Below are 25,131 nucleotides of genomic sequence, written 5' to 3'. Positions count from 1 at the left end.
TTCAATGGCACAAGCTCAATGATCAGTGACACAGGACAGCTGTCCCGTGACAGCGAAGATTGATCCAATTGCCACCGAAGTTTGACTGCAAGCGAGGGTTGATGAGCCGCCGTATATCGCAAGGTGCACTGGTCGTCGGCTCGATCGGCGTCTTGATCAACATCGTAGACGCGATCGGGATGGGGCGCCTGGAGCCGCACGATGCCTTCGCCGCGCTCATCGCGCTCGGTGCGGGTGGTGAACTGCTCAAAGAGCGGCGGCCCAGGGCTGCAAAGGCGTTGTGTGCCGCAACTTCGGTGCTGCTGGTCGCTGCCGGCTCCGTCGCGGGTGCCCGGGCGTGGGTCTCACTCTTCCGAGGCACGACCTATGACTGGCTCGACCTCGGACTCGGCGTTCTGGTCGTGTTTTACGTTGCCGTCGGTGCTGGTCAGCTACTCGCGCGCCTGTCCCGCAGAGCATCGAGGTCCGGCATGAATGCCAGCACGCTCAGCGAGTAGCGCCTGCATCGGTCACACTTCGTTTGGCAATGGATCAATCTTCGCTGACCCCTCGCTCACTGACAGACACGCACCGCCGGCCCGTGCGGCCCGAAGCCAAAACGAGGAAAGGGCCCTTTCCGGGCCCTTTCTGTATGCGCCTGGCGGGCTGTCTGGTGAAGGAGGCGGCGTGCCGGGAGAAGGCCCATTTCAGCTCTACGACCGGCCGGTTCACGGTGGTGGCTGCCATCGGCCGGCCTCGTCGCGGAGGTAGTCGGCCAGTGCCTGGGCCACCACCGAGGAGACCGTTGCCCCGCTCGCACGGGCATGCGCTCGGACCTGCTCGGCCAGCGACCCGGGCAGCTTTACGGTGAAGACCACGTTCGCCTCGGGGACGGCGACTCGGCCTTGCGCCACGGCCTGCTCCACATACCGGTGTGCCTGACGGACCGACACCCCATAACGTACGGCCGGCACACGGGCCGCCTCGGCGACAGGAACCTCCATCGCGAGAAGATCCGCGGCAGCGTTGACCTGCCGGGCGTACTCGATACCGTCGACACGATCCCCGCGCACCATGTCACGAACGTACTACCCGTCATGACGCGGGCCTGCTCTCGCCGCGAGGCAACTTCTCCGCAGAAATCGCCCGTCGTGGATCTTCTCTCCCAGGATCGCGAGCATCACCTCGTGATCCAGACCGCCGAAGCAGTCGGAGATGTCTCCTTCGACGAACCAGTGTGTTCCTTTCCAGACTTCCACCACCTCATTGAGCGCGCGGTGTGACAGCCCCGGCCGGGACGGAATCCGTGGGAGTGGCGGGAGAACTGGACGGCGTAGTGCGCCTCCAGCAGGAGACGGACCACCTCGGCGACCAGCTTGTCCGACCAGGTAGGCAGTCCGAGCGGACGTTTCCTCCCGTTCTTCTTCGGGATATAGGTCAGCCGCCGTGGAGTCCACCGGTACGTCTCGGCGCGTAATCGGCCGATGATCGCGTCGATTTTCTCCAGGGACATACCATCCACGGTCTCCCCGGTGGCCCCAGGCGTCATCGCACCTTTGTTGGCGTAGATGCGCCCGTAAGCCATGAGGAACAACTGCGGGTTGAACAACTGCCGATACAGCCTTTCCAGCGGCAGACCTCGCCCGCCGCGTTCCCGGAGGACGTCCAGCACCGTTGCGGCGTTCTGCATTACGCATACCTCCCATCGCCGGACGCCTCAATCACCTGTGCCCCTTCGCCCTGTGACCGGCTTTCCCGGCCTCCCTGGCAGGTCGTCACGCCTGCGACTACTACGGGCACTCCGTCGCCATAGGGCTCGCGCCCCGTAGGTGATCCCGTGGTACGTCTTCGTTGTACGTATCGAGCGCGACGTAGGCCGCCCACTCATTCCCTTGGCCGCCCTCGCTGGGAGGCGCTCTACGCCATGGAGGTTGCCCCGGCCTCCAACCGCGACCGAGACATGGCGTGACGTCGAATTTCAGGCGCCGTTTCGACGGGTGTCTTTCGCACCGCTGGGAATTGGGCTTCAATCAATCAAGCCTTGGCCATATCGCGCGGGTCTCGCGGCACCCGCCCTGGACGCCTCCAGACGGACACCACTTCCCGAGCATGCTGTTGTCCCCTCACGCTTTCGCGCTCAGGTAAGCCCGGCGACCGAAGAACCTCCCTCCAAGTTCATTCCCCGACTGCGTCGGGGATACAACGAAGCGCCTCACGGCGCACACTGGACCAGGACGTTCACCGAGCCCCGGCTCTGCACGGCCAAGGTCGACCGGCTGCCCTTCAACGGCGCCATCATCGAGACCGGCACCGGCTCCTGCCGTCTTGCTCAAAGCCGGGCCACGGCCGAACAGGCCGCCGCGACCTGATCAGAGCCGGGGACCATACAGGGAGAACGGTGCTCGGCGTCCGGTCCCCGGCGCCGCTTGATCTCTCTTCTCAGAGACTCAATCTGCGTTCACAGCTCTCGTTCCAGCAGCGCGGCGACCTGCCGATACCGGCTGACCGGCACCAGATGAACGCCGTCGAACGCGCCGCTGTCACGGATGGCCAGGACCTGCTCGCATGCTGCTGCGACGCCGGCGTCGCGGTCGCGTTGAACGTCAATGACCAACTGCTCGGGGATGTCGATGTCGGGGATCTTGGCTGCGAGGTTGCGGGCCATGCCAGCGCTGGCCAGCACCATCACCCCTGCATACACCGGCACGCTGAGCGAGACACTGTCACGCCAGCGCAGCAGACTCTCCAACGAGTAGCTGACCTGGACGAAGACGAAGTCTGCGGCGCTTTTCCACCCCGGGAGCGGACGCAGCCCGGATGTGACTCCGGCCCGGAAAGGGCCGCAGCCACCGAATGCCGGATCTTCCTCTGCTGCACGCGCCTGTTCGATCATCGCGCGGACGGTCAGCTCGCTGGTTCGGCCTCCCGCGCTGGGCTTGTCGCCATGGACGAACAGGAACCGCTCCACCCCATAGGCGGCGGCCGTCAGTAAGTCGCGCTGAAAACCCAACAAGTTGCGATCCCGCGAGTTCAGACAGGCGATGGAACGTGCGCCCATGGCCTGCACCTCGTGAGCCACCGCGACGCTCGACACGGTCGCCCGGCCGATGTGATTGTCGGGGATCAGGAACGAGTCGGCGATCGGGCTCAACACGCCGATCTGGTGACGCACCCGGGTCAGATCGGGGCGAGTGGGCGGCTCGACCTCACAGATCAGCTCGAAACGACGATCAGCCATGCCCGGATCCTATCGCCTGGTGTTCGCGGGTGTTGACGCCTTCGACCAGCTGCTCGGCGGGCACCAGCCCGCGACGGGCCAGGCGGGTGTGGATACCGGGCCAGGGCTTGGGTGTCGTTCGTGGCGGCCGAGGTGGTGGCCACGTCCGTGATCACGTGGGCGCTGCCGGAGGCACACGTCTCGGTGACATGTGCGGCGACGCCCTTCCAGCGGATGATGTGCCCGGGACGGACGTAGCGCGCCGTGGTGTCGTAGGGGGAGACGATCGTCGAGGAGGAGGGCGGCAGTCCGCCGTCGTCGGCGGTGCGCCAGCGCAGGCGGCCTGCCGCGTCGCGGTGGTAGTTCTCCATGACGATCTGCGGCGGGGCCTCGGTCCGAGGGCCGGGCCGGTAGCCCGGTGCGTGCCGGTGGAGGCGCTCCAGCAGCCGGCAGGCGTCCTCGCCGGCGGCGAGGATCCTGGTCTTGGGCCGGGCTGGGCGGGCGAGAGACCGGGACGGCCGTTGTGCGGGTACCAGCCGGCCAAGTCCTCGTCGTGGCACGGGTCGTTCAGCCGGTCCGGCACCCATGTTGCTGTCGTACCGTCCGGGTTGCTCGCCCGCGCGCTCCGCGCGGTCAGAGAAGGGACTTGATCACCGGAACGGGGACGAAGCGACTACAGACACTTCAACTACTGCATCGGCCTGCGGAACAGGCCCGGGCATGCCCGTTGATCACGCCGTCGTATCGGGAAACTCCAAGATCCCCGACAGAATCAAGCCTTGGCGCTTCAGCGCATCATTCTCAGGCGGGTAAGGCGGCGCCGCGTCTCGGCCATTTGGTCCCGGACATGTTCCGGCGGCAGCTCCGCCGCAAGCCGGGCCAGTTCCTCGAAGATCGACAGATACGTTCCGCCGCCCTCGCCCCGCAACTCCCGCTCCCGCTCCACGAATGGCCGGACGGCCTGCCAGACGGAGGTGATCCGGGTCCGCAGGACCGTGACCATCAGGGTTTCGTCGAGCAGCCCGAAGACTGCGAGGTTGGCGAAGGACTGGTAGTAGTAAACGATGTTGTAGAAGGCCGCCTTGGCCTCACCCGGCAGCCCGCGCACTCCGGCCTCCGGGTCGTGCTCCGCCCCCAGACGCGTGCACACGTAGTCGTGCTGTTCGTGAAACTGGGCGGACCGGAACTCCGCGAGCAGGTCGACCATCACCGATATGTGGTTGGCATGCCGGGCGATACGGGCCTGCCGCACGCTGAACACGATGGAGGTCACCACTGCCACGACGGCGATGGCGGTGGTTACCACGTTGAAGACGACAGAACTGTCCATCCGGTCACCGTACGGAGCCTTCACCGAGAGCGCATGCACGGCGAGACGTTGAATGTGTGTCGCCAGCCCGGGCTTTCGCACATCAAGCGAAGCGCTCCGCGCCGCGTTGCGGCAGACCTGCCCGGCCTGACCGGTGCCGCACTCGACGAAGTGAGGGTTCCGTGGGTAGGAGCAGCGGCTGAACGAAGTACGGGACATGTCGCGGAGACAGGCCCCTGCTGGCATGACGCGCCGTGACGGCCCCCCTGTGATCGCTGCGGGACCCCATGTGAAACGGTCAGGGCCGGCTCTTGTCTGGCCGGCGCCGAATCTGACTCCCGCCGGCGGTGCGGGCCGGGGCTGGAAGGCTTACGCGTCGTCCGTGAGTATCCCGGCCACACCGCTGACGCTTACGGGCAGCCCGGCTGCCCCCTCCATGGGGGCGAACAACTCCGGCAGCTGCATCCTTGAAGCCGGCGCCATTATCGTCTGGGGCGGCCTCGAGCCTGGCTGCCAGATGTCTTGCGCCGCGTCCTCGCCGCCTGTCGCCGCAGCCACGAGGACCTGCTCGACTGGCTGACCTCCTGCACGTCCGCTGCGCCCACTGGACCGCCTGTCCGGCGGCCCCGGCGGGCATTGATTGTCAGCAGGGCCGATCATCCCGGTCTGTCGGGTGGCGCAGCAGCCATTGCCACACCCGGATGCGCAGCCCATCCAGCAGCGTCCGGGCCTTGGCGCGGAGCTGCCGGGCTACCCAGATCCACCCGATCGCCAGCGGAACGCTCACGAGCAGCACAACCGCCAAAAGCAGCGGCAGCGGCACGCGTCCCGACAGCTCGATCGCACCTGCCTGAAGATCGAACCTGACCACCTGAAGAACCTCGTCCTGTTTATGGCGCGCCTCAGGGCCCGCCGGAAGAGGTCAGGCTGCTGGCGCGATTGAGCTGAATGGACCGGATGAGCCCCGCGGAGGGGCCGGTTGTCCAGGTGCCCTGGGAATTGCGGGGGCAGCGAGTTTGATCACGCCGCACGCGGTTGATGCGTGGGGTGGTGCGTGAGAGTCGAACTCGTAACGGTGAGATCCAAGGCTCTCAGCCAGGAGATCTACCGTGGCCAGCCAGAGGAGTTGAACGATCTCGGCAGTGTGGGCCAATACCTCCCCGGTGGGGAGCGGGCCAGGCTGCGCAACGGCCGTTGGACCCGTGAGCGACGTAGTGATCGACGGCAGCCGAGTTTCTTCTTCCGAGGAACAGAGCAGCCGGCGCGTCAGGTCAGCGGCGGGCCAATGTGCTTGGGCGTCGTCGAGGGCGGATTTCGCGCCCTGAAGCCCCAGAGCCATGCTCAGGAGCTGTGTTGTGCTCAACTGGCCCATCGCTTGGACGTTCGCCGGCAGGCGTTCGTGCTCTTCCTCAACTGTCAGGCCGTGGCCGGCGTAGTAGACCACCAGCAGTTCGCCTGCTCGCGCCGAACCGAGCGCGGAGTGCAGGGCGTCAATGTCGTCAGAGACGCGAACGCTCGCACAGTCCGAGGCGGGAATGCTCGGATAGTTCGAAACCCCCACCAGAACCGCACGCACGCTGGACAGGCTGTCGGAGGGAGTCGCTCGGCCTGTCATGGCTGAACTCTAGCGACCGAGACATGATCGCCGGGCCCAGACGGACACATCCGCAGGAGGAATCTGCTGTCGGCTGAGGATCACGAACAGGGGCGTCGGCGGAGCGGGTTCTTCGGGTGTGGGGGTGGGGTGTGGCTATTGGACGCTGACTCCGCAGGCGCGGGCGAGTCCGTCGGGGCCGTCGGCCCGGCCCTGGCCGACGGCACGGAGATTCCCCACGGATCCCGGTGTGCCGGTACAGCCCGGCGATGGCCCTGGCCTTGATGTTGGGGTCGGCGGGCGGCCTGAAGTCCACGCGGCCGATGCAGTCCACGTCCAGGGCGGCGTGCGTGGGCGAGGTGCAGGTCAGGCCGGTGCCGATGCCCACGTTGACGACGATGGCGATGCGCCGTACCCACTCGGGCTCTCCTATGCCGGCGCAGCGCGGCCAGTTCGGGCACGAAGTCGGCTCCGGCGAGCGGGCCGAGGTACCGGAACGGCCGGCGGGTGTCCTTGCGCGGTGCCGGGTAGCTGATCCCGAAGCTGCTGCGTACTCCGATGTCCTCGCCGGCCAGTTGGCGCTCCGGCTGCGAGATGCGCCGCCTTTCGTCGGCGAGCAAGTCCGGCGTGCTCGCTCAGTGGCCCTCTTACGAGGGTGTCCGCGGCGTCGCGCTCGGCGTCGATGATGCGTTCGAACAGTCGCAGCGGCTGCGTGTCGGGCAGCGGTTCGACCTTCACCCGTTCCGCGCCCTGGACGAGGGCAGAGCCGGGCGGCTGGTGATGAATCGCTGTGCTGCCCGGTGCCGCGGGCGGCAGGGAAACGACGGGGGCCGCGTCGGTCACGTTGTCGAGGACGAGGATGACTGGGACCGGCTCGCAGATGGTCCTGGAGTTGCTATCCGCCGCGCCCGCGCGTTGGGGGGAAGGCTGTCGCCGCGCGGGGGGCGCCGGACGGCCAGAATGATCAGGTGGCTGAACGTCTGCGGGTCCGGGAGATTGATGACGACGAGGGCAGGCGGTTGCTGCGGATCATCCGCAGGGGCACCGGTTCGGTGGTGACCTGGCGGCGGGCCCAGATGGTGGTGTTATCCGCGCAGGGCATGCCCGTGGCGTAGATCGCCGAGGTGAAGTTCACCAGTGCGGACCGGATCCGGGACGTGATCCACAACTTCAACGCCGACGGCTTCGACTCGCTCTACCCCAAGTACAAGGGCGGCCGGCCAAGGACGTTCACCCTCCCAGAACGCCGGGAAATCAAGAAGATCGCCAAGTCTAGGTCGGCCGAGCACGGCCTGCCGTTCTCGACCTGGAGCCTGGCCAAGCTGGCCGACTTCCTGGTCGCCGAGGGGGTGGTCGACGACATCAGCCACGAGGGCTTTCGGGTCCTGCTCCGCGAGGAGGGCGTCTCGTTTCAACGCATAAAGACCTGGAAGACCTCACGCGACCCGGACTACGCGGCCAAGAACGCCCGCATCGAGCATCTCTACGCGATCGCTGACGGCGAGGTCATACCCGAGGAAGTCGAGCCCGAAGTCGTCTTGTGCATGGACGAGTTCGGGCCGCTCAACCTACAGCCCCGCCCGGGCCGGCAGTGGGCGGAGCGCGGCGGACGACACAAGGATCCCGACCGCGAGCCGAGGCACCGCCGCCCGGCGACCTACACCCGCCCGCACTGCGTCAGGCCCTGCTCGTCGCCTACGACCTGGGCAAGGACAAGCTCTACGGGCACATCAAGCCGAAGAAGAACCGGACGAGGTTCCTCGAGTTCTGCCGCTACCTGCGCAGCCTGTACCCACCCAGAATCCGGATCGCGATCGTGCTCGACAACTTCTCCCCGCACATGACCACCACGAGGGACACCCGGGTCGGCGACTGGGCGGCAGCCAACAACGTCGAGTTCGCCCACACACCCACCAACAGTTCGTGGCTGAACCGCATCGAGGCCCAGTTCACCGCCTGCGCTACTTCGTCCTCGACGGCACCGACCACGCCAGCCACAAGGAACAGGGCAGCATGATCCGCCGCTACATCATCTGGCGGAACAAGTACGCCGCTGACAAACGCCTTCGCGAGATCGTGAACAGAGCGAACGTTGCCTGATGCGGCACTAGGGTCGGGGGACCGGGATCGCGTGGTCCTGGCAGGCTGCGGCGCCGTGGCAGAGCGGCCCATTGCGATCGTCGCGCGGAAGGCCCTTCGCGCGACGACTGATGAGGCGCGGGCGGGCCTTGCTCGTCCTCGTCCGCGGGTTCGAATCCCGTCGGCGTCCGCAGCCGCACCTTCAGCTCGTAATGCACCACACCGTGCTGCATTACGCAGGAGCGCCCGGTGTCCGGGGCCGGTGGCCCCCGTCCCGCACTCGCATGGCCGGGGTCCGTCAGGGGCCGGACCTCGCCGGCCTCGCTGTAGGGGGTGGCTGGAGTCGGTGATGCCGTCGGGTCGATGCCCTTGCCGGCGAATTGGCGCAGTGGCGGCACGACCAGTTCCGTGAAGTGCTCGCGGCCGTGGACGCGGTGGCCGACCGCATGACGGTCACGCCGGCCGCGGCGGACGCAAAGATCAGGGCCGACGACGCGCTGCCCGCGGTACTCCTGCCGAGGGCCAGGTTCGGCCTGCTGCAGCAGGCCGAGCGGCTGCTGACCACCACGCCGACCAGCCCACGGCCGCGCACGCCACAGCAGCTGCGGGGAATCGTGGCCAACCGCCGCGCCACGTTCGACGTCCGCCTCTCCGGGATGGAGGCGATCGCGAAGACGCACCGCACGACCCTGTCCGGGCTGCTGCACGACGTCGGCGCCCTGCAGCCGATCACCGCATTCGATCCGCATGGCCTGGATCTCACGTTGACCGAGGACGCGGTGATCGCGTTCCTGACCGGGCTCGCGGCGCGCGCCGCGGACCTGCGGGCGGACGTCGGCGAACGGCTGACCGCGCCGACGCGGAGCTCGCCCGCTACGACGCGGTGGCCGCCGGCAAGGACCGGGTCACCGCCGCGGTCGCCGCGACCCGGTGGCCGGCCTACATCGAGGCGAAGTCCTCGCTCTTCGCACTCAGCTCGCCCAGCAGCCTGTGCAGTGCGGCGTCCTGCGGGTATTGGGTCGCCACCAGGCGCAGATTCCCCACTACCGCCATGGCCTTGCCCGGCCAGTCCGCGTACAGGCTGCGGGTGTGGGCGTCGAGGAACACCAGCCTGGCCATGTTGGGGCGCTCCGCCGGTACGTCCGGGGCATCGGGGTCGAGGTGTCCGGCGAACAGCGCGTGGCCCAGCCGGTTCCACGCCAGGACGTCACTGCGTCGGCCGATCACGATGGGAACGTCCCCGAGCGCCTCCAGCAGTTGGGCGGTCGCCTCCGTCACTCGCTCGGGCGCTGGGCGCCGCCCGCTGCGGGGCTTGGTCCGTCGGGCCAGGTCGTACAGATGCCGGCACTCGGACTCGTCCAGCTGCAGGGCCCGGGCGATCGCGTCCAGCACTTCGGGCGAGGCGCCCAGCGAGTGCCCCTGCTCCAGGCGGGCGTAGGAGGAGGCGCTCACCCCCGCGAGCAGCGCCAGCTCCTCACGGCGACGACCCGGCACCCGCCGGCGCTCCCCGTAGGTAGGTACGCCGGCCTCCTCGGGTCGCAGCTGGGAGCGCCGCATCCGCAGGAAGTCCCCGAGCTGTGATGTCCCGTTCATGGCACCGAGTATGTGCCGACCCGCGACGCACAGCCTCTCCCCGCCGGGGATAGGCACCAGCGGGACTGGCTCCCCGGCCCGAGCGGCGATGAGCTGAGTCCCACCGCGTCCCGCACTCGTACAGGAGGAACGCCTTGAGCAGCACGACCCGCGAACACGACCGCTTCGAAATCCTGAACGCGTCGGATTTCGCCTTCACCAGGCGCGCATGGGTCGACGCCGCCCCCGCACCGGTCGACGACCTCATCAGCGATGTGTTTGCCATCCACCGGTGGAGCCCCAACGCCACCGACGTCGCCTACGACCAGAACGCCGGCCCCCTGGTCGGGCCTCGTCGTCGCCCGGCGGCAGCAGCTCATCCAGCAGCGTGGCCGCGGACTCGACCTCGTCCCGCGGCCGGATCTCCGTCTCCAGCGCTCACCACATCGCCGCCGCATCCAGGTCGACGCCGTGCTCGGTGACGAGGCTCAGCTGCTCGCTCCACAGCCGGTAGACGCCGTGACCGTACGGGACGCCTTCGCCAACCGCGGCTTCGCCGCCAGCCGAGGTCCCCCGGAGGGGCGGCGGCCAAGACCCACTACGACCGGCGGCGCAACGACGGAGGCCGCCACACCGCCGCCCGGCGCAACCTTTTCAATCGCATGATCGGCTGCCTCCAGCACTGCCTCACCAAACGCATCCGCTACGACGAAGCGACTGCCTTCCCCGCATCGGCGGACCGACAACTCCCCGTTGCCGCTTGACAGATCAACGGCATTGGATGTCTGCCCCTCCGCCACACCGCGCAGAACAAGGTCTGGCTGGAGATGTCTACCTCCGGGCTCCTCGACGGGCCCGGAACGGTGCTTCCCGTCCGCGGGTTTCACTTCGCCCACCGGGCGGGAGGCCAAACGGATCTGGCGGTTGGTCGCAGACATCCCGCCTCCTGTCGTGTATGGCTCGCGGCAGCATACCGACCAGTAGGTATTGCGGGAGTGTGTCGGTGATCACAGTTGATGCGCAGCCCAAGGAAGGCCGATCACCCTCAGCAGCACGTCGGCCACTGCGAACACCTCGACGCTGTCCCGATTTGTGAGTGACAGTCAAACCGCCCCACCAGGCGTTGCCTGTGGCGGCAGGGCGCTGTTGACGTCGATCCACATGGGGCTGACAACCTTGCGGCGGGCACTCTGGCGCCGCTGAAGCTGTCGTGACCTTTGTGCCTGACACTGCACAGCGTCCGCGCTCATCATGCCCGCAGACGACAGACCACAGACAAGGATCCCAACGCTGGAATGCTGTCGGCGTCCACCCTTGCCCAAGTGGCTCACTGCGACCTGGCGTTCCCGAGGCTGCCGGTGATCGCGCCGGTCGACGCCGGTGCCGCCGTTCAGCGGCAACCCTGCGGCCGCGGGGCGTGGCCTGGACTGTCCACGCAGGCCTCCGCGCATGGCCGCGCCCGATGAACCGCCCGCCCCTCACATGTCTATAGGCGTTCCTGATCCTTCCGAGCCGACGGATGCACCGTCAGATGGGCCGCCACGGCAAGGCGGAGCGGCCCCAAGCGCACAAGGCTGGCTGGTGTGGTCCCACGTTGTCCGAACATTCTCGGCCAGTACCGCAAGGTGAATCACGTCACCGTCTGTTGGCGTTGGCCCGTACTCGTCTGACGGGTTAGGTTCCAGCGATCACGGGGCAGGACGTCGTCACTCCCCCGAACGCAGATCCCGCTTTCGCACCTTCCTTTGACAGAGATACAGGACATGTCTGCTCAAAAACCCTCACACCATCCTCCTCACCGCGTCGGCGTTGTGGCCGAGTCCGTCTCCGGGGAGACGCGGGTCGCGGCGACCCCGGTGACGGTACGACTCCTGCTGGGCCTCGGTTACGAGGTCGTCGTCGAGTCCGGTGCCGGTGAGGCCTCCGGCTTCGGTGACCAGGCGTACGCCGATGCCGGCGCGGCGATCGGCGAGGCCTGGGACGTGGATGTCGTTCTGAAGGTGAACGCCCCCTCCGACGCGGAGATCCGCCGGTTGCCAAGGGGTGCGGCCGTGGTCGCTCTGCTGGCCCCAGCGCAAAAGCCCGAGTTGCTTCAGGCGCTCGCCGACGCCGGGGTGACCGCCCTGGCGCTGGACGCGGTGCCGCGCATCTCGCGGGCGCAGTCGATGGACGTGCTGTCTTCGATGGCGAACATCGCCGGCTACCGCGCGGTCATCGAGGCCGCGCACGTCTTCGGACGGTTCTTCACAGGCCAGGTCACTGCGGCTGGCAAGGTGCCTCCGGCGAAGGTGCTGGTGGCCGGCGCAGGTGTGGCCGGTCTTGCGGCGATCGGTGCCGCTTCCAGCCTCGGCGCGATCGTGCGCGCCACTGACCCGCGGCCGGAGGTCGCGGACCAGGTGAAGTCGCTGGGCGGCGAGTACCTGCCGGTGGAAGCCGCTCAGGAGGCGAGCACCGACGGCTATGCCAAGGCGACCTCCGCCGACTACGACCGCGCTGCCGCCGAGCTCTACCGCGAGCAGGCCGAGGACGTAGACATCGTGATCACCACCGCGCTGATCCCGGGCCGTCCGGCGCCGCGCCTGCTGACGGCCGAGGACGTGGCTGTGATGAAGCCGGGCAGCGTCATTGTCGACATGGCCGCCGCGATGGGCGGCAACGTCGAGGGCACCGTGCCGGGGCGGACGGTGGTGACCGACAACGGCGTCACCGTCATCGGCTACACCGACCTGGCCTCCCGGCTCCCGGCCCAGGCCTCGCAGCTGTTCGGCACCAACCTGGCGAACCTGCTGAAGCTGCTCACTCCCGGCAAGGACGGGCATCTGACGGTCGACTTCGACGACGTTGTGCAGCGGGCGGTGACCGTGGTGCGCGACGGAGACGTCACCTGGCCGCCGCCGCCCGTCGCGGTCTCGGCCGCGCCCGCCGCGCAGCCCACGCCCGCACCCGAAGCACCCGAACCAAAGCAGTCGAAGCTGACGCCTGCGGGGCGCTTCGGCCTGATCGGGCTCGGGATGCTCGCGATGTTCCTGCTGGTGGCCTTCGCTCCGGCGCAACTCGCGGGCAACTTCACCGTGTTCGCGCTGGCGGTGGTGATCGGCTATTACGTCATCGGCAAGGTGCACCATGCGCTGCACACCCCGCTGATGTCGGTGACCAACGCGATCTCCGGGATCGTCGTGATCGGCGCCTTGCTGCAGATCGGGCACGAGAGCTGGATCGTCACCACACTGTCGTTCGCGGCGATCCTGCTGACCAGCGTCAACATTTTCGGAGGCTTCGCCGTGACCCGCCGCATGCTGTCCATGTTCTCGAAAGGCTGAGCCGAGATGACCTCCCTGACGGCTTCACACGCTGCCGACCTGGTCGCCGCCCTGTTGTTCATCCTCAGTCTGGCCGGCCTGTCCCAGCACCGCACCTCACGCGCCGGCGTCGTCTACGGCATCGCCGGCATGGCCCTCGCCCTGGTCGCCACCGTGGTTGTGGCGGCGCAGAGCATCACCGCCGGAGCGGTCGCGCTGATCCTGCTGGCGATGGCGCTCGGCGCGATGACGGGCCTGTGGCGGGCCCGCCGCGTCGAGATGACGCAGATGCCCGAACTGATCGCTGTCCTGCACAGCTTCGTAGGCCTCGCCGCGGTACTGGTGGGCTGGAACAGCTACCTGGAGGTGGAGTCCCACGGCACGGCCCAGACCCGGATCGGCGCCGACCTGCTGGGCATCCACCACGCCGAGGTGTTCATCGGGATCTTCATCGGCGCGGTCACGTTCACCGGCTCGATCGTCGCGTTCCTGAAACTCTCGGCGCGCATCAAGTCCCGTCCCTTGATGCTGCCGGGCAAGAACGCGCTGAACATTGGCGCCCTCGCGGCGTTCGTCGTGCTGACCGTCTGGTTCACGATCAGCCCGAACCTTCCACTGACGATCGCGGTGACCGTGCTGGCGCTGGCGCTCGGCTGGCACCTCGTCGCCTCGATCGGTGGCGGCGACATGCCGGTCGTCGTGTCCATGCTGAACAGCTACTCGGGCTGGGCGGCGGCCGCGGCCGGCTTCCTGCTCGACAACAACCTGCTCATCGTCACCGGCGCACTGGTGGGCTCCTCCGGCGCCTACCTTTCCTACATCATGTGCAAGGCGATGAACCGGTCCTTCCTCTCCGTCATCATGGGCGGTTTCGGCATCGCGGCGCCGTCCGGGCACGAGGAGGACCACGGCGAGCACCGCGAGGTGCGGGCCGCGCAGGCAGCCGAGATGCTGGCCCAGGCCCGCTCGGTGATCATCACGCCCGGCTACGGCATGGCCGTCGCCCAGGCCCAGCAACCGGTCGCGGAGCTGACGCGGCAACTGCGCGAGCGGGGCGTCGCGGTCCGCTTCGGCGTCCATCCTGTCGCCGGGCGCCTGCCCGGGCACATGAATGTGCTGCTGGCCGAGGCGAAGGTGTCCTACGACATCGTCCTGGAGATGGACGAGATCAACGACGACTTCGCCGACACCTCCGTCGTGCTGGTCATCGGCGCGAACGACACCGTCAACCCCGCCGCGACCGAGGACCCGGGCAGCCCGATCGCCGGCATGCCGGTGCTGCGGGTCTGGGAAGCCGAGCAGGTCATCGTCTTCAAGCGCTCCATGGCCTCCGGCTACGCAGGCGTGCAGAACCCCCTCTTCTTCCGCGAGAACAGCAGCATGCTCTTCGGCGACGCCAAACAGAGCGTGGAGGAGATCCTGCACGAGCTCAGTGCCAACAACCGACGCGACGCGGTACCGGCCGCACGCCAGGCGACGGTGGTGAGCCACTGATAGGGCTTTTTGTCGAAGGCATGCCCGACGAGTTGCTCCTTAGCTGATGTCCACCTTGACCTTGCGCATGGTCGGGTGGGTGTCGGCCACCCGGTCGACTCCTGCTGGATTCCGCAAAGGACGTACGAATAGCGGGGTCGTAGAGGGCCTGGTGGGTGGTGCGGGTCTGCCCCAGATCCACGGGCGCGCGGCAGTTGAGCTGGTCAGTGGCGACCTGGGTCGCGTGGCTGATGTGTCGCGGTCGCCGAACGAGCGGCCGGCCAGGGCGGTCTTACGGAAGATGCCACCAGCCTTCTTGGAGGTTGAGCCAGCAGGCGCCGACAGGGATGAAGGCGTGCTTGATGCGTGGGTGGTCCTCGAGCCAGGTGCGGCTGGACACGCTGCTGTGCGAGGACAGGTTGTCCGTGATCACGTAGACGTCCCCGGCGGGATTGGCTTCCTCGACCAATTCGAGGAACCGCTGGTAGAGGGCCATCCGTCTCTTCGGTGGAGGAGCCGGGATGCCGTCGGTGATGGGGGTTGCTGGAGGAGCGTGAACGCGCCGCTCGGCAGCGGGTGGAGGCTCTCCAGGCCGTGTGGCTGGAGGGGGAGGCCGTGTGGGAGCGGTTCGTGATCGCCCGTGAGACGGTGGGGGAGGTTCTGGCGGAGCCTCGCGGTGGTGAGGACGTGCCGCCAGTCGTGGGGGCCGACGAACGGCCGGTGCAGGTCACGGCGGCGGTGCCCGGTTCGGTGGTGCCGCACTGGCAGGAAGGACGCGCCCTGACGGTTCTCGCGGACTACCCGCGGATCATGGACGTGGCCGGTGGGAACGGGACGCGCGCAGCAGCGATGGACTGTCGGCAACTCGCGGCGGCTACCGGGCTGGAGCCGGTCCCAGCGAAGGTGGAAGGGGTGCGGTCGAAGGCGAAGCGTCTGGCCGCGCGGGGATGACGGTGGCTTCGTAGCCGCGCACGGTGGCGGTGCGCCGGTACTCGGCGACGTACCGCTCCTGGACGCCACGATGTCCGGCGGCGAGCTGGCGCCGCCACGACCGGGCCCGGGACTCCATCCCGCGCAACCGGCTCTTGAGTTCTGCGGCCTCGGATTCAGCGCCGGCTGCCTGCGCCGACGTGTCGAGGTCCTCGGCGGTCGCGGTCTGCTTGCCGTTCTCCTGCCTGGTGTCCTTGGAGCGCTGACAGTGAGTAGCTCGGTGAACTTTCCGCCGTTCAGGCCGGCCTGGGTGCGCAGCTTGCTGGCGGTGGTTTGTTGACGGCGGGTCCGCGCGGGAGTAGGCCGTGAGGTGAAGGCGTCAACTACGGCCTGGAGAGCCCGAGATGACGAAACGGATGCCGTGTCCGCCCGCGCCAGGTCCGCTTGAAGCGTACGCCGTCCGCTTCGATGATCTCTTCGGAACGCTGGCCCAGCGGCGTGGGTTTCGCGAGTACCTGGCCGGGCTGCTGCTGCCCCGCGATCGCAACAAGACACTGACCTGTCTGGCTAGCGCCGAACCGGTGGCCGGTGCCCAGCATGCGGCCGTGCAGCGGCTGCAGTTCTTCCTGTCCGAGTCGACCTGGAGCCAGGACGCGGTCAACGCCCGCCGGCTGGAGCTGCTGCTGGCCGACCCGGCCACCGCCCCGCACCCGGACGGTGTCCTGGTGGTGGATGACTCCGGCGACCGCAAGGACGGGACGGCGACCGCGCACGTGGGCAAGCAGTATCTCGGCTCGGTCGGGAAGATCGACCGAGGTGTGGTCACCGTGACCACCTGCTGGGCGGACGAGCGCGTCTACTACCCCGTGCACGCCCGCCCCTACACCCCGGCCCATCACTTCCCCCGCGGCAAGAACGACCCGGGCTTTCGCACCAAACTACAGATCGCGGCCGACCTGGCCGCCCGGGCCAAGGCCACCGGGCTGGTCTTCCGCGCGGTGACCGCCGACTGCGCCTACGGCGACCAGGACAGCTTCCGCTCAGACTTACACGCTGACGGCCTGCCGTTCGTGATGGCCCTCAAGCCCCGGCACGGCACCTGGGCCTACGGCCCCGACACCCACACCCCCGTCGACGCCGCCCGCCTCCTGACCTGGCAGGATGCGGAACATCCCGGGGACTGGTCGCGCATCGAGCGCACCTTCCGCGACGGGCACACCGCCACCTGGTGGGCCGCCGAGGCCTCCTTGGGCTGGTGGGGCCCGGACGGCAACGTCCGCCTGGTGGTGGCCACCGGCGACCCGGCCACCCTGCCGGCCAAGGCGACCTGGTACCTGGCCACCGACCTGCCCCGCCCGGGCTCCCCACGCGTCACCGCATCGCCCTACCCGGCCGCCGCCCTCGCCGAAATCGTGCGGATCTACGGACTGCGGCACTGGGTCGAGCAGAGCTACAAACAGGTCAAGGACGAACTCGGCTGGGCCGACTTCCAGGTCCGCTCCGATGCCGCCATCCAGCGTCACCAGGCCCTCGTGAACTGCGCATTCAGCTTCTGCTGGAACACCTGGTTCGCCCCGCCCCCGCCCGCCCCAGCCCACCAGCCGCCCGGTCCTGGCGCACCGCCAAGCCCGTTAGAGAGGGGGAGAACCCGGGTCCCAGCAGCCCCAACCGGCCTGCTGGCCCAAGGCACTCCGCGCCGTCCGTGGCTGGCTGACGCCCTGGGTCATGCTGCAACGCTACTGGCGGGCATGGTCGACGAAGCCCCCGCCCGAAGCACTCCAGGAGCTGATCAACACCGTCGGCAGCGGCAGACCTTTGACCTCTACTGCCCGGTCTAACAAACCACCGGGACCGGTTCGGTGTGGATTGCGACATCTCCACCGGTACTCAGGAGGCCCAAGACGTGCGGCTCCGGGCTGAGTAACTGCCGGTGGGTGGCCGGGTGTGCGGTGGCCCGTGCGGGCCGACCTGCGTTGAACGCGAGGCGTGCGACCCGGGGCCCCGGGGGTTCCCGGAGCCCCGCGGGGTGCGCGGTCAGCGCCGCGTGGGTGGCGCGCTCGGCGTCTCCCATGCGCGCGCATAGCGGCGGGCGTCGGGGCCTTGCGGGTCTCGGCTGCGGTACACCACATACGGCCTCACCAGATAGCCGAGCGGTGCGCTGAAGACGTGCACCAGGCGTGTGTACGGCCAGATCGCCAGCAGGGAGAGCACCGCGAGGTTGTGCACCTGGAAGCTGATCGGAACGCCGGTCATCAGTTCCGGCTGCGGGTTCAGCGAGAACAGGCTGCGGAACCAGGGCGAGACGGTCGCGCGGTAGTCGTAGCCGCCACCGATGAGGTTGCTGCCGACGGTGTTCAGCATCCCGGTCGCCATCGCGGTGGCGAGCAGCGCGTACATGACTTTGTCGTTGGCCGTGGTGGCCTTGCGCACGGCGGGCACGGTCACCCGGCGGTAGAGCAGAATCGCCAGGCCCGCCACCGTAGTCAGGCCGGACAGTGTGCCCGCCGACACCGAGACGAAGTGGTACGTCCCTTCGGAGATGCCGGCGAACTCGGTCCAGCTCGCCGGGATCAGGATGCCCATGGCGTGCCCACCGATCACCGCAAGCAGTCCGAAGTGGAACAGCGGGCTGCCCAGCCGCAGCAACCTGCTCTCGTAGAGCTGCGAGGACCGCGTCGTCCAGCCGAACTGGTCATGGCGGTAGCGCCAGATGTGGCCTAGCACGAAGGAGGTGAGCGCCACGTAGGGCGCGGCGAGCCAGAGCAAGGTGATCACCGGCGTCCTCCCATCTCGGCCTGCGCCGTCGGCTCCATCGTGAGCGGATCCATTGCGAACGGCTCCAGGCCGACCTCTTCCTCGGGCGGGCCCTGCGCGGCCAGTTCGGCGATCCGGCGCCGGTCGGCCGTGCCCAGCTCGGGCAGGGTCGCGCACACCGCGCCGAGCACGTGCGCATACGCTGACCCACTGTCCACAAGGGAGAGCCGGAGCAACTCCACGACGGGCCGGTATTCAAGGAGCAGCCGCCGTCCGGACGTGGGGTCGACGCCCGCGGCGAACTCCAGCACCACGGCGAGATGGTCGGGGAGTTCGTGGTCGCCCAGCGCGACGCCCGCCGCCTTGTACGCGTGCTTGAACCGCAGCAGCGCCATGCCGCGCTTGCGCGTGTCGCCGTAGGCGTAATAGGACAGGTGCAGGCAGCTGCGGCGCCGCAGGTCGAAGGTCTCCACGTAGTGCGCGGCCAGTTCCATTGGCGAGGTCCGCCGAGCGCTGTCCACGAAGGACACCAGGGCCGGGCCCGCCGGTGCCGGTACGGAACCGGCGGCCGCCGCCATGTCCTCCAGCAGGTCCAGTGTCTGCCGGGTCGGATAGTCCAGCAGTAGCGCGGCGATCCGCCAGACGATCCGCCGTTGACGTTCGGACAGTTGCTCGGGCGAGGTGGTCTCGGTCCCCCGCTTGCCCGGCCTGAGCGGATTCTTCGGAAGTGGGCTCACCGGACCCCCTCCGCCGTCGGCGCCTGCTCGGCGTCATCAGAAGCCGAGCCGCCCGCTTCCTGTGGGGCCTGGGGGGTCCGGGCCGGGAACAGGCCGTCGGTGCGCCGGCCGTCCCAGTTCAGCAGGTTGATACGCCCTCGCTTCTCCTCGGGTCCGGCGCCATTGGTGTCTGTGAGGCTGTCGGTGAGGTGGAATTTCTCGGCCATCGTGTCGAAGGCGGTCATCCCCGGTCCGCCGTCGCCGTCCAGGCTGCACCCCGTGGCGATCGCGTCAAGACGGTGCGCGTCTGCCGCCGCACCATTGGGGATCACGTAGCGCTCCTCGTACTTGGCGATCGCCAGCAGCCGGTACATGGCCTCGACCTCGTCCGGTGTGAGGCGCACCGACTCGGCGATCTCCGGCGTGGTCGGCTCGCCGAGGTTGATCCGGCGCATGTACGAGCGCATCGCCGCGAGTCGTTGCAGCGCGGCACGGACGGGCCCGACGTCACCCGCGGTGAACAGGTGCGCCAGGTACTCCACCGGGATGCGCAAGGCGTCGATCGCGCCGAAGAGGTTGTCTGCGTCCTCGCCGTCATGGCCGGTCCCGGCGAGCACGTCGACCACGGGTGACAGCGGCGGCACGTACCAGACCATCGGCATGGTGCGGTATTCCGGGTGCAGCGGCAGCGCGACCTGGTAGTCGACGATCAGCCGGTAGACGGGCGAGTTCTGCGCCGCCTCGATCCACTCGCCCGAGATGCCCGCCCGCTCGGCCTCGGCGATCACCCGCGGGTCGTGGGGGTTGAGGAACACGCCCAGCTGGGCCGGGTAGAGGTCCTGGTCATCCTCGGCCGAGGCGGCTTCCAGCACCGCGTCGGCATCGTAGAGCAGAACGCCGATGTAGCGCAGTCGCCCGACGCAGGTCTCCGAGCAGACGGTCGGGATGCCGACCTCGACGCGGGGGTAGCAGAACGTGCACTTCTCGGCCTTGCCGGTCTTGTGGTTGAAGTAGATCTTCTTGTACGGGCAGCCGGTCACGCACTGCCGCCAGCCGCGGCAGCGGTCCTGGTCGACCAGGACGATGCCGTCCTCGCTGCGCTTGTAGATCGCACCGGACGGACAGGACGCCGCGCAGGACGGGTTGAGGCAGTGCTCGCAGATCCGTGGCAGATAGAACATGAACGTCTGCTCGAACTCGAGCTTGACCTGCTCGGACACCTTGGTCAGCAGCGGGTCCCGGCCGATCTGCTCCGGGCCGCCGCCCAGGTCGTCGTCCCAGTTGGCTCCCCAGGTGACCTTGGTGTCCTCGCCGGTGATCAGTGACTTGGGCCGGGCCACGGGTGTGGTGTCCGACGGCGGCGCGGAGAGCAGGTTCTCGTAGTCGTACGTCCACGGCTCGTAGTAGTCCGACACGGTCGGCAGGTCCGGGTTGGCGAAGATGTTCAGCAGCCGCTTCAGCCGGGAGCCGGTGCGCAGCCGCAGCTTGCCGCGCTTGGACAGCTCCCAGCCGCCGCGCCACTTGTCCTGGTTCTCGTACTGGCGCGGATATCCCTGTCCGGGCCGGGTCTCCACGTTGTTGAACCAGACGTACTCGACGCCGCCGCGGTTGGTCCACGCCTGCTTGCAGGTGACGCTGCAGGTGTGGCAGCCGATGCACTTGTCCAGGTTCATCACCATGGCCAGCTGTGCCATGACCCTCATCAGTACCGCACCTCCTGGCCCCTGCGGCGGATCGTCGTGACCTCATCGCGCTGGTTGCCCGTCGGACCGTGGTAGTTGATCGCGAACGACTGCTGGGCGTAGCCGCCGATCAGATGCGACGGCTTGATCATCAACCGGGTGAGCGCGTTGTGGATGCCGCCGCGTTTGCCGGTCTTCTCGGTGCGCGGCACGTCCACCGCGCGGTCCTGGGCGTGGTACATGAACACGGTCCCCTCGGGCATCCGGTGGCTGACGATGGCCCGGGCGACGACGACGCCGTTGCGGTTGACCGCCTCGATCCAGTCGTTGTCCTTGACGCCGATCTTCGCCGCGTCCACATCGGACATCCAGATCGCCTGCCCGCCCCGGGACAGCGTCAGCATGTGCAGGTTGTCCTGGTACGCGGAGTGGATCGACCACTTCGAGTGCGGAGTGAGGTAGCGGACGGTCACCCCGGCCTCGCCGGTCGCGCCGACGGCGGGTTCGGCGAACAACGCCGTCATGTCCAGCGGCGGCCGGAAGACGGGCAGTTGCTCACCGAGTTCGAACATCCAGTCGTGGTCGAGGAAGAAGTGCTGCCGACCGGTCAGCGTGTGCCAGGGCTTGAGCCGCTCGGTGTTGATGGTGAAGGGGGCGTAGCGCCGGCCGCCGGTCTCGCTGCCGGACCACTCCGGCGAGGTGATCACCGGTACGGGCCGCGCCTGCGTGTCCGCGAAGGTGATCCGCTTGGCTTCGTTCTCGGCGGCGAGGTCGGCGAGCCTGGTGCCGGTCCGCCGCTCAAGGGCCTGAAAGCCCTCGGTGGCGAGGCGGCCGTTGGTGGTGCCGGACAGCGCCAGGATCGCCTCCGCGGCATGGGTGTCCTTGGCCAGTTTCGGCCTGCCCGCGGCGACTCCCTTTGCGACGACGCCGTTGACGGCCCCCAGTTGGTCCACCTCCGCGTCCGGGTGGACCGTCACGCCCTTGGTGGTCAGGCCGAGAGTGTCCACCAGCGGGCCGAGCGCGGCCATCTTCTCGGCGAGGGCCGGGTAATCGCGTTCGACCACGACCAGCCGGGGCATCGTCTTGCCGGGTATCGGCTCGCACTCGCCCGCCTTCCAGTCGCACACGCGGCCTCCCGGCTGTGCGGTGGCGTCGGCGGTGTCGTGCGTCAGCGGCACAGCGACGATGTCCTTGCGCACGCCCAGATGCTTCTCGGCAAGCCAGGAGAAGCCGCGGGCGATCCGGTGGAAGGCCTCGAAGTCGGTCTTGGCCTCCCACGGCGGCGAGATCGCCGGGGAGAACGCGTGCACGTAGGGGTGCATGTCCGTGCTGGACAGGTCGTGCTTCTCGTACCAGGTGGCCGCGGGCAGCACCACATCGGAGAACAGGGTGGTGCTGGTCATCCGGAAGTCCAGCGAGAGCAGCAGGTCCAGCTTGCCGACGGGTGCTTCGTCCCGCCAGGTGACCTCCTCAGGCCGGACGCCTTCGCGATCGGTGGCCTGCAGGTTGGAGTCGGTGCCCAGCAGATGGCGCAGGAAGTACTCGTTGCCCTTGGCGGAGGAGCCGAGCAGGTTGGCGCGCCAGACGGTGAGCACGCGTGGGAAGTTCTCCGGCGCGTCCGGATCCTCGCAGGCGAAGCGCAGGTGTCCGGACTTCAGGCCGTCCACCACGTGCTGCGGGCCGTCCTTGCCCAGCCGCGCGGCCTCGTCCGCCAGATCCAGCGGGTTGCGGTTGAACGTCGGGTAGCTCGGCATCCAGCCCAGCCGGCTGGCCAGGGCGATGTTGTCGGCCGCGGTGCGTCCCGCGAAGCGCCCGGTGGCCAGCGGAGATGCCATCGTCTGGGACGTGAACGGGTCGTAGCGCCACTGGTCCGTGGCCAGGTACCAGTACACCGTGCCCTGCATCTGGCGCGGTGGCCGCTGCCAGTCGAGACCGAAGGCGAGCGTCGCCCAGCCCGTGATCGGCCGGCATTTCTCCTGGCCGACGTAATGGGCCCAGCCGCCGCCGTTGACGCCCTGGCAGCCGGTGAGCATCGTCAGCGCCAGGAACGAGCGGTAGATCTGGTCGGAGTGGAACCAGTGGTTGGTGCCCGCTCCCATGAGGATCATCGAACGGCCGCCGGAACGCTCGGCGTTGTCGGCGAACTCGCGGGCGATCCGCTCGGCGGCCTTCGCCGGTACTCCGGTGATCGGCTCCTGCCAGGCGGGGGTGTACGGCTGTGACGCCTCGTCGTATCCGGCGGGCCAGTTGCCGGGGAGCCCGGCCCTGTGCACGCCGTACTGGGCGAGCAGCAGGTCGAATACGGTGGTCACGCGGTGTCCGCCGACGATCCGCGTGGGGACGCCGCGGTGCAGTACGCCCGGGTCGGCGGCCCCTTCGGCGGTGTCGCTCGCGTCGAACCGGGGCAGGGCGACGGTCAGCGCGTCCGGGGCGCGGCCAGGGCTGTGCAGCGACAACAGCGGGTCGACCTCACCGAGATCCAGATTCCATTTGCCCTGCCCGGAATCCGTGAACCGGTGACCGAGCGACCCGCCGGGGACGACAGGGGCGCCGTCGGCGTCCAGCAGGACGGTCTTGAACTCGGCGCCCTCGCCGGTCTCGCCCAGGTCGGCGGCGGTGAGGAACTTGCCCGGGACGTAGCCGACACCGCCTTCGCGTTCGGCGAGAGTGACCAGGAACGGCAGGTCGGTATAGCGCTTCACGTAATCGGTGAACCGAGGGGTCACCTTGTCGACGAAGAACTCCTTGAGGATGACGTGACCCATGGACATCGCCAGTGCCGCGTCGGTGCCCGGCCGCGCGGGCAGCCACTCGTCGGCGAACTTGGTGTTGTCCGCGTAGTCCGGGGAGACCACGACGACCTTCTGGCCCCGGTAGCGTGCCTCGGTCATGTAGTGCGCGTCAGGTGTGCGGGTCACCGGGACGTTGGAGCCCCACATGATCAGATAACCCGCGTCGAACCAGTCGGCGGACTCCGGTACGTCAGTCTGGTCGCCGAACACCTGCGGCGATGCCACCGGCAGGTCGGCGTACCAGTCGTAGAACGACAGCATCGAACCGCCGATCAGCGAGATGAACCGGGCGCCGGCGGCGTGACTCACCATCGACATCGCGGGTATGGGCGAGAACCCCGCGACCCGGTCGGGTCCGTGCCGCCGGATCGTGTGCACATGCGCGGCGGCGGCGATCTCGGCGGCCTCCCACCACTCGGCCCGTACGAACCCGCCTTTGCCACGTGCGGACTTGTACCTGCGCGCCTTCTCCGGGTCGTCGACGATGTCCGACCAGGCCAGCACGGGATCCCCGAGCCGCTGCTTGGCCTCCCGATAGAGTTCGAGCAGAGCCGCGCGCACATAGGGGTAGCGGACTCGTGCGGGGGAGTAGGTGTACCAGGAGAACGACGCGCCGCGGGGACAACCTCGGGGTTCGTACTCGGGCTTGTCGGGGCCGATCGACGGGTAGTCGGTCTGCTGCGCCTCCCAGGTGATGATGCCGTCCTTGACGTAGACCTTCCACGAGCACGAGCCTGTGCAGTTCACCCCGTGCGTGGACCGCACCACCTTGTCGTAGGCCCAGCGGTCCCGGTAGAAGACATCCGCTGACCTGCCGCCGATCTTGTGCACCGTCCGGAGGTCGGCCGAGGTCTCGCCGCGCTGGAAATGCCGGCCGATGCGAAGGAGGGAATCTTCGATGTCGGTGTCCGACCTGACCTCTTGCGCCGTGGGCCTGCCATTCGAGGAATCGGACACAAGCCCCACCTCTCCTATATTGTGTGAACACGCGCCGCGCTCCGCAGACTTACCGTAGGGGCCGCGTTATTGCCGTACAAGACCGCATGTGGGATCTAAGAATGCTCACGTATGCGCGACGATATTTGTGCGGTTACGGTAACGCCATGTTTACACTCCCGACCGGTGCAAGCTCCGCCCGCAGTCCTGCAGAATGGATTCGGTGAAGGCCGAGTCGGCTCCCTCGCCGAATTGCCCATCGACTCGGCGGTATTCGACGGATGACCTGCGGCAGTGTGCGAGCGCTCGACTCGTGGCCGGCGCAGTGCCACGGCGACGTGCGCGTCCTGGGCGGACCTCGGTTGCAGGGAATTCTCATACCGGCGGCGGTCGTTTGTCATTGGCGCTTGTGCTTGCGCCGGACGTTGGGCGTTGGTGTCTCGGGAGGCTCGTTGATCGGATTTCGTCCGAGCCCACTCCGCGGATGGCGCACATTCGTTGAGTGAGCGACCCTGGAACGCCCAGACATCAGTGTGAGCGTGGTGGCCTTGTGCCCATTCGACCAAACCTTCTGATCGGTTCTCACCAGAAATCCGTGCGTCCTTCGCCTGTCCGGTTCCGAAACAGTGATCGATTTCCGAACTTCCCCCGCAATCGTCATTGTGCCGGTACGGTCACACCACGGCTCGCATCGTTCTCGTGGTCCTCCCTCGCCGACTGGTCGCAGCGATCAACAAGTGGCTGGCGGTCGGCAGGCGATCAGACCCGACTCGCGCCCCCAACCAATCAGCAGAGCACG

The 25,131-nt window shown here is 68.2% G+C and carries 18 protein-coding genes, 1 tRNA gene and 5 pseudogenes; 11 read left to right on the top strand and 13 right to left on the bottom strand.

The features are described 5' to 3' along the window. Positions 1-101 precede the first annotated feature (101 nt). On the top strand, positions 102-497 hold the full coding sequence (locus tag F7R91_RS25590; protein WP_150951544.1) for a hypothetical protein: 396 nt from the start codon (positions 102-104) through the stop codon (positions 495-497). Between the two features lie 210 nt (positions 498-707). On the opposite strand, the gene F7R91_RS25585 is transcribed toward F7R91_RS25590, so the two are convergent. Further along, on the bottom strand, positions 708-1,055 hold the full coding sequence (locus F7R91_RS25585; RefSeq protein ID WP_150951542.1) for a ribbon-helix-helix protein, CopG family: 348 nt from the start codon (positions 1,053-1,055) through the stop codon (positions 708-710). An 18-nt stretch (positions 1,056-1,073) separates the two neighbouring features. Continuing rightward, positions 1,074-1,669: pseudogene (locus F7R91_RS25580) on the bottom strand (reverse transcriptase domain-containing protein); the annotation flags it as partial. Positions 1,670-2,204: 535 nt separating this feature from the next. Between F7R91_RS25580 and F7R91_RS42960 the strand changes: the two are divergent. Next, positions 2,205-2,348, top strand: a pseudogene (locus F7R91_RS42960) (IS21-like element helper ATPase IstB); the annotation flags it as partial. A gap of 89 nt (positions 2,349-2,437) precedes the next feature. Here the strand turns inward: F7R91_RS42960 and F7R91_RS25570 are convergent. From F7R91_RS25570 to F7R91_RS25550, 5 genes are all read right to left on the bottom strand, one after another. After that, on the bottom strand, positions 2,438-3,217 hold the full coding sequence (locus F7R91_RS25570) for a methylenetetrahydrofolate reductase (RefSeq protein WP_150951540.1): 780 nt from the start codon (positions 3,215-3,217) through the stop codon (positions 2,438-2,440). Continuing rightward, positions 3,193-3,783, bottom strand: a complete 591-nt coding sequence (locus tag F7R91_RS25565) for a hypothetical protein (RefSeq protein ID WP_150951538.1) — start codon at positions 3,781-3,783, stop codon at positions 3,193-3,195. Before F7R91_RS25565 ends, F7R91_RS25570 begins: the two co-directional genes overlap by 25 nt. 200 nt (positions 3,784-3,983) lie before the next feature. Then, a complete protein-coding gene (locus F7R91_RS25560; RefSeq protein WP_150951536.1) occupies positions 3,984-4,526 on the bottom strand; it encodes a DUF4760 domain-containing protein in 543 nt (180 codons plus the stop codon). 622 nt (positions 4,527-5,148) lie between these two features. Beyond that, positions 5,149-5,376 (bottom strand): hypothetical protein, encoded by a 228-nt coding sequence (locus tag F7R91_RS25555; protein WP_150951534.1) that lies wholly within the window; start codon positions 5,374-5,376, stop codon positions 5,149-5,151. A gap of 51 nt (positions 5,377-5,427) precedes the next feature. Continuing rightward, positions 5,428-6,081, bottom strand: a complete 654-nt coding sequence (locus tag F7R91_RS25550; protein WP_150951532.1) for a hypothetical protein — start codon at positions 6,079-6,081, stop codon at positions 5,428-5,430. A gap of 986 nt (positions 6,082-7,067) precedes the next feature. On the opposite strand from F7R91_RS25550, the gene F7R91_RS44330 reads away from it, so the two are divergent. From F7R91_RS44330 to F7R91_RS25535, 5 genes and pseudogenes are all read left to right on the top strand, one after another. Then, entirely contained in the window at positions 7,068-7,214 is a 147-nt protein-coding gene (locus F7R91_RS44330) for a hypothetical protein (RefSeq protein WP_225320781.1), read from the top strand. Between the two features lie 9 nt (positions 7,215-7,223). Then, a pseudogene (locus F7R91_RS44325) lies at positions 7,224-7,427 on the top strand (helix-turn-helix domain-containing protein); the annotation flags it as partial. Between the two features lie 212 nt (positions 7,428-7,639). Beyond that, positions 7,640-7,996, top strand: a pseudogene (locus F7R91_RS44320) (hypothetical protein); the annotation flags it as partial. A gap of 26 nt (positions 7,997-8,022) precedes the next feature. Then, positions 8,023-8,199 (top strand): hypothetical protein, encoded by a 177-nt coding sequence (locus F7R91_RS44315; RefSeq protein WP_225320791.1) that lies wholly within the window; start codon positions 8,023-8,025, stop codon positions 8,197-8,199. A 49-nt stretch (positions 8,200-8,248) separates the two neighbouring features. Beyond that, positions 8,249-8,367, top strand: a tRNA-OTHER gene (locus F7R91_RS25535). A gap of 753 nt (positions 8,368-9,120) precedes the next feature. On the opposite strand, the pseudogene F7R91_RS25530 reads toward F7R91_RS25535, so the two are convergent. Next, a pseudogene (locus tag F7R91_RS25530) lies at positions 9,121-9,771 on the bottom strand (helix-turn-helix domain-containing protein); the annotation flags it as partial. A gap of 1,742 nt (positions 9,772-11,513) precedes the next feature. On the opposite strand from F7R91_RS25530, the gene F7R91_RS25520 reads away from it, so the two are divergent. Continuing rightward, on the top strand, positions 11,514-13,070 hold the full coding sequence (locus tag F7R91_RS25520) for a Re/Si-specific NAD(P)(+) transhydrogenase subunit alpha (protein ID WP_150951530.1): 1,557 nt from the start codon (positions 11,514-11,516) through the stop codon (positions 13,068-13,070). Positions 13,071-13,076: 6 nt separating this feature from the next. Continuing rightward, complete coding sequence (pntB, locus tag F7R91_RS25515) at positions 13,077-14,543, top strand: Re/Si-specific NAD(P)(+) transhydrogenase subunit beta (RefSeq protein ID WP_191971632.1); 1,467 nt, start codon at positions 13,077-13,079, stop codon at positions 14,541-14,543. 271 nt (positions 14,544-14,814) lie between these two features. Here pntB and F7R91_RS25510 read toward each other — a convergent pair whose 3' ends face one another. Then, positions 14,815-15,018, bottom strand: a complete 204-nt coding sequence (locus F7R91_RS25510; RefSeq protein WP_150951529.1) for a transposase — start codon at positions 15,016-15,018, stop codon at positions 14,815-14,817. Positions 15,019-15,062: 44 nt separating this feature from the next. Here F7R91_RS25510 and F7R91_RS25505 point away from each other — a divergent pair, with 44 nt between their 5' ends. Continuing rightward, the gene (locus F7R91_RS25505) at positions 15,063-15,473 is read left to right on the top strand and encodes a hypothetical protein (protein ID WP_225320780.1); all 411 of its coding nucleotides are present in this window, start codon (positions 15,063-15,065) and stop codon (positions 15,471-15,473) included. A gap of 383 nt (positions 15,474-15,856) precedes the next feature. Beyond that, positions 15,857-17,290 (top strand): IS701 family transposase, encoded by a 1,434-nt coding sequence (locus F7R91_RS25495; RefSeq protein ID WP_225320779.1) that lies wholly within the window; start codon positions 15,857-15,859, stop codon positions 17,288-17,290. A gap of 196 nt (positions 17,291-17,486) precedes the next feature. Here F7R91_RS25495 and narI read toward each other — a convergent pair whose 3' ends face one another. Genes narI through F7R91_RS25475 form a run of 4 tightly spaced genes read right to left on the bottom strand, consistent with a single transcriptional unit; the run spans position 17,487 to position 24,353 of the window. Further along, positions 17,487-18,227, bottom strand: coding sequence for a respiratory nitrate reductase subunit gamma (gene narI / locus F7R91_RS25490; RefSeq protein WP_150951526.1), 741 nt, complete (start codon positions 18,225-18,227; stop codon positions 17,487-17,489). Beyond that, positions 18,224-18,943 carry a nitrate reductase molybdenum cofactor assembly chaperone gene (gene narJ, locus F7R91_RS25485; RefSeq protein WP_225320778.1) on the bottom strand — a complete coding sequence of 240 codons (720 nt, stop codon included), beginning with the start codon at positions 18,941-18,943 and terminating at the stop codon, positions 18,224-18,226. The genes narI and narJ overlap by 4 nt, the downstream gene beginning before the upstream one ends. Then, complete coding sequence (gene narH / locus F7R91_RS25480) at positions 18,940-20,625, bottom strand: nitrate reductase subunit beta (protein ID WP_150951524.1); 1,686 nt, start codon at positions 20,623-20,625, stop codon at positions 18,940-18,942. Before narH ends, narJ begins: the two co-directional genes overlap by 4 nt. Next, positions 20,625-24,353, bottom strand: coding sequence for a nitrate reductase subunit alpha (locus F7R91_RS25475; RefSeq protein WP_150951522.1), 3,729 nt, complete (start codon positions 24,351-24,353; stop codon positions 20,625-20,627). Before F7R91_RS25475 ends, narH begins: the two co-directional genes overlap by 1 nt. Between the last annotated feature and the right edge of the window lie 778 nt (positions 24,354-25,131).

Origin of the sequence: Streptomyces luteolifulvus (assembly GCF_008806595.1) — a bacterium.
In the GTDB taxonomy this organism is placed as follows: Bacteria; Actinomycetota; Actinomycetes; order Streptomycetales; family Streptomycetaceae; genus Streptomyces; species Streptomyces luteolifulvus.
This window is presented reverse-complemented; position numbering and strand designations above follow the sequence as displayed.

What these genes read in the sequence shown, in the direction of transcription:
- F7R91_RS25570 (WP_150951540.1), bottom strand. Translation starts at nt 3,217, where the DNA reads ATGGCTGATCGTCGTTTCGAGCTGATCTGTGAGGTCGAGCCGCCCACT.
- narH (WP_150951524.1), bottom strand. Translation starts at nt 20,625, where the DNA reads ATGAGGGTCATGGCACAGCTGGCCATGGTGATGAACCTGGACAAGTGC.
- F7R91_RS25495 (WP_225320779.1), top strand. Translation starts at nt 15,857, where the DNA reads ATGACGAAACGGATGCCGTGTCCGCCCGCGCCAGGTCCGCTTGAAGCG.
- F7R91_RS25590 (WP_150951544.1), top strand. Translation starts at nt 102, where the DNA reads ATGAGCCGCCGTATATCGCAAGGTGCACTGGTCGTCGGCTCGATCGGC.
- pntB (WP_191971632.1), top strand. Translation starts at nt 13,077, where the DNA reads ATGACCTCCCTGACGGCTTCACACGCTGCCGACCTGGTCGCCGCCCTG.
- F7R91_RS25565 (WP_150951538.1), bottom strand. Translation starts at nt 3,783, where the DNA reads ATGGGTGCCGGACCGGCTGAACGACCCGTGCCACGACGAGGACTTGGC.
- F7R91_RS25585 (WP_150951542.1), bottom strand. Translation starts at nt 1,055, where the DNA reads ATGGTGCGCGGGGATCGTGTCGACGGTATCGAGTACGCCCGGCAGGTC.
- F7R91_RS25560 (WP_150951536.1), bottom strand. Translation starts at nt 4,526, where the DNA reads ATGGACAGTTCTGTCGTCTTCAACGTGGTAACCACCGCCATCGCCGTC.
- F7R91_RS25510 (WP_150951529.1), bottom strand. Translation starts at nt 15,018, where the DNA reads ATGGCCCTCTACCAGCGGTTCCTCGAATTGGTCGAGGAAGCCAATCCC.
- F7R91_RS25520 (WP_150951530.1), top strand. Translation starts at nt 11,514, where the DNA reads ATGTCTGCTCAAAAACCCTCACACCATCCTCCTCACCGCGTCGGCGTT.